The sequence below is a fragment of the Comamonas aquatilis genome, assembly GCF_965139575.1.
GTDB lineage: Bacteria > Pseudomonadota > Gammaproteobacteria > Burkholderiales > Burkholderiaceae_C > Comamonas > Comamonas aquatilis.
The window spans coordinates 392,391-399,660 of sequence record NZ_CBCSIW010000003.1 but is presented as its reverse complement, the minus strand read 5'-3'; the positions used below and the strand labels follow the sequence as shown (position 1 = coordinate 399,660).

The 7,270-nt window shown below is 60.1% G+C and carries 8 protein-coding genes; 1 reads left to right on the top strand and 7 read right to left on the bottom strand.

What is annotated here, in order from left to right; translation table 11 throughout:
- Window positions 1–342: hypothetical protein (locus tag ACNAZA_RS06890; protein ID WP_415795746.1), on the top strand; the 342-nt coding region annotated here is incomplete at its 5' end.
- Window positions 343–436: 94 nt separating this feature from the next.
- On the opposite strand, the gene ACNAZA_RS06885 is transcribed toward ACNAZA_RS06890, so the two are convergent.
- The 7 genes from ACNAZA_RS06885 to ACNAZA_RS06855 form a co-directional block, all read right to left on the bottom strand.
- Window positions 437–1,336: a carbohydrate kinase family protein gene (locus tag ACNAZA_RS06885; protein ID WP_415795745.1), complete on the bottom strand. Its 900-nt coding sequence runs from the start codon at window positions 1,334–1,336 to the stop codon at window positions 437–439.
- A gap of 25 nt (window positions 1,337–1,361) precedes the next feature.
- Entirely contained in the window at window positions 1,362–2,660 is a 1,299-nt protein-coding gene (locus ACNAZA_RS06880) for a zinc-ribbon and DUF3426 domain-containing protein (RefSeq protein ID WP_415795743.1), read from the bottom strand.
- Between the two features lie 76 nt (window positions 2,661–2,736).
- Window positions 2,737–3,627, bottom strand: a complete 891-nt coding sequence (prmA, locus tag ACNAZA_RS06875; protein ID WP_415795742.1) for a 50S ribosomal protein L11 methyltransferase — start codon at window positions 3,625–3,627, stop codon at window positions 2,737–2,739.
- A 166-nt stretch (window positions 3,628–3,793) separates the two neighbouring features.
- Window positions 3,794–5,152: an acetyl-CoA carboxylase biotin carboxylase subunit gene (gene accC, locus ACNAZA_RS06870; RefSeq protein WP_415795740.1), complete on the bottom strand. Its 1,359-nt coding sequence runs from the start codon at window positions 5,150–5,152 to the stop codon at window positions 3,794–3,796.
- A 123-nt stretch (window positions 5,153–5,275) separates the two neighbouring features.
- Window positions 5,276–5,725: an acetyl-CoA carboxylase biotin carboxyl carrier protein gene (gene accB, locus ACNAZA_RS06865; protein WP_415795739.1), complete on the bottom strand. Its 450-nt coding sequence runs from the start codon at window positions 5,723–5,725 to the stop codon at window positions 5,276–5,278.
- 142 nt (window positions 5,726–5,867) lie between these two features.
- Entirely contained in the window at window positions 5,868–6,431 is a 564-nt protein-coding gene (locus ACNAZA_RS06860; RefSeq protein WP_415795737.1) for a TlpA family protein disulfide reductase, read from the bottom strand.
- A complete protein-coding gene (locus tag ACNAZA_RS06855) occupies window positions 6,424–7,038 on the bottom strand; it encodes a hypothetical protein (protein ID WP_415795736.1) in 615 nt (204 codons plus the stop codon). Before ACNAZA_RS06855 ends, ACNAZA_RS06860 begins: the two co-directional genes overlap by 8 nt.
- Window positions 7,039–7,270: the final 232 nt, after the last annotated feature.

Here is a 7,270-nt window from a genome sequence, read left to right as displayed (position 1 = left end):
GCGCCCAAGAAGGCCGCCACCAAGGCTGTGACTGCCAAGGCCGCTGCTGCGCCCAAGAAGGCCGCCACCAAGGCTGTGACTGCCAAGGCCGCTGCTGCGCCCAAGAAGGCCGCCACCAAGGCTGTGACTGCCAAGGCCGCTGCGGCTCCCAAGAAGGCTGTGACTGCCAAGGCTGCTGCGCCCAAGAAGGCTGTGACCGCCAAGGCTGCTGCCCCCAAGAAGGCTGCTGCCAAGAAAGCGGCTACGGCCCCTGCCCCTGCAGCAGAAGCTCCAGCACCTATCGCTCAGACCAAGCTGGCACCTCAGGCTGCATGGCCTTTCCCCACAGGCAACAAGCCCTAAGCACTCGATTGGCCACAACGACTGCTCGGCACTCAAAAAAAGCCCGGCCTCTTGCGAGAGCCGGGCTTTTTTATGGCCTTAGGTTTCTGGCCATTCAGGGCTGAAAGTCCAGCACATAGTTTTGCGGCCCACGGTGCGCAATTTTCAGCGCGCCCATGCGATTGCCCAGTTCGGCGCAGCGCACTAGATCCCAGCCACGCTCCAGGCCAAACAACAGGGCTCCGCGCCATGCATCGCCGCAGCCCGTGGGGTCCACCACGGCAGCCGGCTTGACGGGAGCGACCAGCGTCTTCTCGCCCTGCACCCAGACCTCACAGCCTTCGGCGCCCAGCGTCACGATCAGACCACGCACCTTGCAGGAAAGTTCCGCAAAACTCCAGCCCGTGCGCTCGCTGAGCATCTTGCCTTCATAGTCGTTGACCGCCACCCAGTCCGCCTGTTCGATGAAGGCCTTGAGTTCCTCGCCGTTGAACATGGGCAGGCCCTGGCCTGGATCAAAGACAAAAGGAATGCCTGCCGCCTTGAACTGGGCAGCATGCTCCACCATGGCCTGACGGCCGTCAGGCGCCACAATGCCGACCTTGGCCTGAGCGGCCATGGCGGGCGTGATGCGGTTTTCATGCGCCTGCATCATGGCTCCGGGATGGAAGGCCGTGATCTGGTTGTTGTCGCGGTCGGTCATGATCATGCACTGGGCCGTGTGCGTGCTCTGCAACTGACCCACATGGGCGGTTTCAATCCCCAGATCCTTGAAGTGCTGCACATAGCCGGCACCATCGCTGCCCACCATGGCCATGGGCCAGGCATCGCCACCCAGCAGCTTCAGGCTGTAGGCAATGTTTCCGGCGCATCCGCCAAAGTCGCGGCGCAAGGTAGGCACCAGAAACGACACATTCAGAATGTGCAGTTGGTCGGGAAGAATCTGGTCCGCAAAACGACCTTCAAAGGTCATGATGTTGTCGAATGCCAGCGATCCGCAGATCAAAGCGGCCATGATGTCGTTCTCTTTCTTGATTCAATCAGGGATAAAAAACCAGGGCGCGATAGCCAGCCACGGGGGCCGACAGAGGCTGTACTTGCACGGAGATGCTCGCACTCCATTCCTGGCCTGGTAGCAACTGCAGGGGCGCACCCAGCGGCTGCAGATCAATCACGCGCCGCAGCAACGGCTTGTCCTGGGCATCGGTCAGCGTCAGCTCGGCCATGGGCATGGCCACCGCCACTGAGGAGCGGTTTTCCAGGCTCAGGCTCCACTGGTATGTGTTGGCATCGGTGTTCGCCAGCTGCTTGAAGCCCGAGCTGCTGATTACGACATCGGCAATCTCGCGCCTGGGTTGGAGCTGGCAGCCTGCAGCCTTGCACAACACGCCGAGCGGCGGACGCAGCCCCGGGTACTGCGCAGCCAGCGCATCGCGCTGCTGCCATGCATACTGGGCCGCCAGTGCCACAACGGCCAGCAAAGAGCCCAGCAGCAAGACCGCGCGCACCGCCGCGCTATGCCAGAAAGCTTGCCGGCGTGCCTGACGCACAAAGCCCGGCTCTGCCGCATCAAGCGATGGGGCTGTATCGACGGGCGCATTGCGCTCGTCATCCGTATCTACGGCGCCACGATCGTCAGTCAGCACTGTCTTGAATTGCTGCTGCATCAGGGCCGCGTCGGCAGAAACAGCGGGATCAGAAGCATCAGGGGCCGCAGCTGCGGCATCCTGGACATCTGCCGGCTTCCGCATATCGTCACTGGCGGCTTCACCCCAGTCTGGCAAGGCATCCACGTCCGCCACACTGGGCGCGGCGGCTATCGATGTTGCATGAGACAAAGGCCAAGCCTGATCCCCAAGCACAGGCTCGTAAGATTCCTGCAGGTGCTGGGTTGGTACAGCGGCATGCGTCTGCGCATGGACCTCGGACTCCGGCACGGCCGCTGCGGCATCGGGCACAGATGCATGAAGCTCATCCTGTGTTGCGACTTCCAGAGTCTCGGTCTTGGCACTCGCAGGTAAAGAGTCAAACTCCGGCAAAGCCTTTTCCTGATGTACGCTTGAAGCTATATTTTCAATAGCAACCACCCGCTCATCCGCTCGTTCATCTGCCTGCTCCGACGATGCAACACCAGCCTCAGCAGCCAGCTGTTGAGGCTCGGCCTGCTGGGCATTCAGCGGCGCGGGCAGAGCGGTTTCGTCCCAGGTCTGCAAATCTTCGCAGGCATCAAAAACGTTCTGGCAAACACCGCAGCGCACCCAGCCTTGCGAAATTCGCAGCTGGTCGGCGACCACTTTGAAACGGGTGTCGCAAGAAGGGCAGCGTGTGACTTGGCTCATCGGTTGGCAATTGTAGGCAGCATCAGGCTCGCGCCCCAGCGGAGCGAGCCTGCATCTGTCACGAGCTTGAGTAGGTTCAGGCGGCGCGCTGGGCCGTCATGAGGATCCAGCCGTCTTCGCTGTCCGCCACTTCCAGTTGCAGATAAGGGGCGTAAGCCTCTTTGAGCTCGTCTGCCTGGCGCTCCAAAATACCGGCCAGCACCAGATTGCCACCGGCTTGTACGCGGGCGCACAGCAAAGGGGCGAGTACCTTGAGCGGGGTGGCAAGGATATTGGCCAGCACGGTCTGGTATGCACCACCAGCCGCATCGGGCAGACCCGACTTCAGCTGCACATGATTGGCACTGGCGTTGTAGTTGGTCGACTCCACAGCAGCGGGATCGATGTCCACCGCGTCGATCTCGGTGGCACCGAACTTGGCCGCACCGATGGCCAGAATGCCGGAACCGCAGCCGTAATCCAGCGTGCGGCCCAGCGTGCCCTCGGCCTGGCGAGAGATCCAGCGCAGGCACATGCGGGTGGTGGGGTGAGTGCCGGTGCCAAAGGCCAGACCTGGGTCCAGACGGATACTGATCTTGGCCTCGGGGGGCAACTCATGCCAGGTGGGCACAATCCAGAACTCGGGCGTGATATCCACCGGTGCAAACTGCGACTGCGTCAGGCGCACCCAGTCCTGCTCGGGAACCGTTTTGACGGCCAGCACGGAGCAGCCTTCAAAAAAGTCCTGCGGCTCCAACAAGGCACGTGCCTCCCTGGCAGCTTCCTCGTTGGGAAACAGCGCAATCACGCGGCTGCGCTGCCAGCCATCCTTGGGCGGGGGCATGCCGGGCTCGCCAAACAATGCCTGCTCGGCATCGGTTTGTGCGTCGGCATCTTCCACAGAAACGCTCAGCGCGTCCAGGGCATCCAGCGCATCGCTGATGGTTTCAACCCGGTCTTCCGGGCACAACAGGCTCAGCTCAAACATGGGCCATCCTTTCTCGAATCGACATAGACCGGGGCATCACAAGGAGCAAACGCCTTGAGCATGCAGGGTTCACGTCAATCGTACTTTCCTGAAAAACGAAAATGCTGGTCTCCGTCGCCAGAGGCCAGCATAAGAAGTCACAGCGTCAAACGGGGCTCTCGCCGCATCATCGCTTGTTGGTGTTGCGGTGCGTCAACCACTCTTCAAGGTAGTGGATGTTGGTGCCGCCTTCCATGAACTTGGCATCGACCATCAAGTCCTGGTGCAGAGGAATATTGGTGTTGATGCCTTCCACCACGGTCTCCTGCAGCGCGGTGCGCATGCGGGCAATGGCTTGTTCGCGGGTGTCGCCGTACGTGATGATCTTGCCGATCATGGAGTCGTAGTTGGGCGGCACAAAGTAGTTGTTGTAGACATGGGTGTCCACACGCACGCCGGGGCCGCCAGGGGCATGCCACATGGTGATACGGCCGGGCGAAGGAATGAACTTGTAGGCGTCTTCAGCATTCACACGGCACTCGACCGCATGACCCTTGAACTCGATCTGACGCTGTGTGTAGGGCAGTTTTTCGCCCGCAGCAATCATGATCTGGGTACGCACAATGTCCACACCGGTGATCAGCTCGGTCACGGGATGCTCCACCTGCACGCGGGTGTTCATCTCGATGAAGTAGAACTCGCCGTTTTCGTACAGGAACTCGAAGGTGCCTGCACCGCGGTAGCCAATCTTCTTGCAGGCTGCAGCGCAGCGCTCGCCGATCTTTTCGATCAGGCGACGCGGAATGCCTGGAGCCGGCGCTTCCTCGATCACCTTCTGGTGGCGACGCTGCATGGAGCAGTCACGCTCGCCCAGATAAATGGCGTTCTTGAAGGTATCGGCCAATATCTGAATTTCCACGTGACGTGGGTTTTGCAGATACTTTTCCATGTAGACCGCAGGATTGCCGAAAGCAGCACCGGCTTCGGCCTTGGTCATTTGCACGGCATTGATCAGCGCAGCTTCGGTGTGCACCACACGCATGCCGCGACCGCCACCACCACCCGAGGCCTTGATGATCACCGGGTAGCCAATCGCCTTGGCAATGCGCCGGATCAACGCCGGATCGTCGGGCAGTTCGCCATCGGAGCCAGGCACGCAGGGCACGCCGGCCTTGATCATGGCCTGCTTGGCCGAAACCTTGTCACCCATGGTGCGGATGTTCTCAGGCGTCGGGCCAATGAAGGTAAAGCCGCTCTTTTCCACGCGCTCGGCAAAGTCGGCGTTCTCGGACAGGAAGCCGTAACCGGGGTGAATGGCTTCGGCGTCCGTCACCTCGGCAGCCGAAATAATCGCCGGCATATTGAGGTAGGAAAGCGGCGACGGAGCGGGGCCGATGCAGACGGCCTCGTCGGCCAGCTTGACATACTTGGCATCACGGTCGGCTTCGGAATACACCATCACCGCCTTGATACCCAGCTCGCGGCAAGCGCGCTGGATGCGCAGGGCGATTTCGCCCCGATTGGCAACCAAAATTTTCTTAAACATGAAGTTCCTCGCAGCTTGTTGCCCGCACCTCAGCGCAGGCCACTGCCAATGACTCAGCCGCGCCACCCTGAGCTGGCGCACCTTGGTACCGAAGCCTGTGCAGCATCCGGTACCCCAAGATCATCACTCGATCACAAACAGGGGTTGACCGTATTCCACAGCCTGGCCGTTCTCGCCCAACACGCGCACCACTGTGCCGCTCTTGTCGGCTTCGATTTCGTTGAGAATCTTCATCGCTTCAACGATGCAGATGGTCTCGCCTTCTTTGACCTGGCTGCCCACATCCACAAAGGGCTTGGCGCCAGGGCTGGAAGCACGGTAGAAGGTACCGACCATGGGAGACTTGACCACATGGCCTTCAGCAGCAGGCGCCGCAGCCTGGGCGACTACCGGAGCAGCGGCCACAGGGGCAGGTTGCACCGCAGCTTGCATGGGCGCAGCGACAAACTGCTGAACCACAGCGCCTTCGCTCTTGACGATACGGACCTTGCCCTCTGCTTCTGTGATTTCCAGTTCCGAAACATTCGATTCGGACACCAGATCAATGAGGGTCTTGAGTTTTCGCAAATCCATGAGAGCTCCAGCGGCTTAAAACTAAACAGGGCGCGAATTTACCTCAATTTCGCCCTATTGCGTGCAATGGCACATATTTTTCAGCAACGTCGCCATGGAATTGGCATCCCCAACACTTTCCTGACAGGCCAAATCCGTTAAATCAGCGCTTCTGACTCCAATTAGCGAGATCTTCGCTCGACAACTCACCTATTTTACGTTGTTGCACTTGCCCCTTGGCATCAAATAACACCGTGAACGGCAGGCCTCCTTGCAGATTGCCCAGCGAGCGGGTCAGTCCCAGACCGCCCTGCATGGCCATAGCAACAGGGTATTGCACGGGCTGACGCTGCAGGAATCTGAGCACCGCTTCATTCTTGTCCACTGCCAAACCGATGACCTGTATGCCGTGCTGCGCCTGCTGCGCGGCAAACGCGCTGAGCATGGGCATTTCTTTGACGCAGGGAGGGCACCAGGTGGCCCAGAAATTGAGCAAAACACTTTTGCCCTTCCAGTCAGCCATGGCAAAAGGCTTGCCATCCGGGGTTTCGAAAATCTGGCCCCATAGCTGCAACTCTGCGCTTGGCCCCATGGCCTGGGGCTGGCTGCGCCACCAGGCCACTCCAGCGCCGGCAGCTGCTGCAGCCACCGCCACGCCGCCCGTCAACCACAGGCGACGGGAGCTGCGCGCGGATTTCACGTCCTGACTGTCGACACCCTCACGCATTGCCATTCTCCTGCTCGAGCTGCGCCATCAATTTGCGCAGCGCCAATGCATCACCACGCGGGCTGCGGCCAGCGCTGTCAGGTTTGAGGGCACCGCGCACATCATCCCTGTCATAAACCATCAGATGCACACCCACGGTTTCATTGAGAGGTTTGCAAAACGCGTGGATGGACAGCGCCTCCACCGGCTGGCCATGAAAACCAGTCACCGTGCTGGGCTCGTACTGCACATTGTTGTTGATCAAGGTGATTTCGGCCGACTTAGGATCATCGCAAAACAGCTGCAGATAGACATCAGACAGCCGGGTTGCCGTGCCACGCCAAACAGCTCCGGCCAGATGCGGGCGAAATTCCGTGAGCCTGTCCATCCAGACCAGAGCCAGCTCGCGCAAAGCCTGCAGCTCCACCGGCTGGGTGTCGGCGCAAAACAGCTCTATATATTCACGCACCGCAGCTTCCAGCTGCTCGTTGTCAGGCAAGGCAGTACGGTTGGGCAACCCCAGTTGGCGCACGGCCCGGTGTTTGGCAGGGCCCCATTCCAGCCCCTCCTCCACCACCATGCGGGCGGCTGTCTGGGCAATTTCATCGGTCACAGGATTCAGGCTCATAACAAGAGTAGGTATCTGGCGGCATCTGGCAGATGTCTGCAGGCATTGTGGCCCATGCCTGAAGGCCCAGGCCTTTTGTGCTCATGAGCAAAGGCTTTGTCTCGCCAGAGCAATCCAGCATTTAGCACTCAACGCCAGTATCAATATGCACAAGCAGCTATCAATTTGATAATAAAAGTTACCAGGGCGCTCATTGCGCCGACTGGCTTGCCCACATAGCGCATGCACAAAC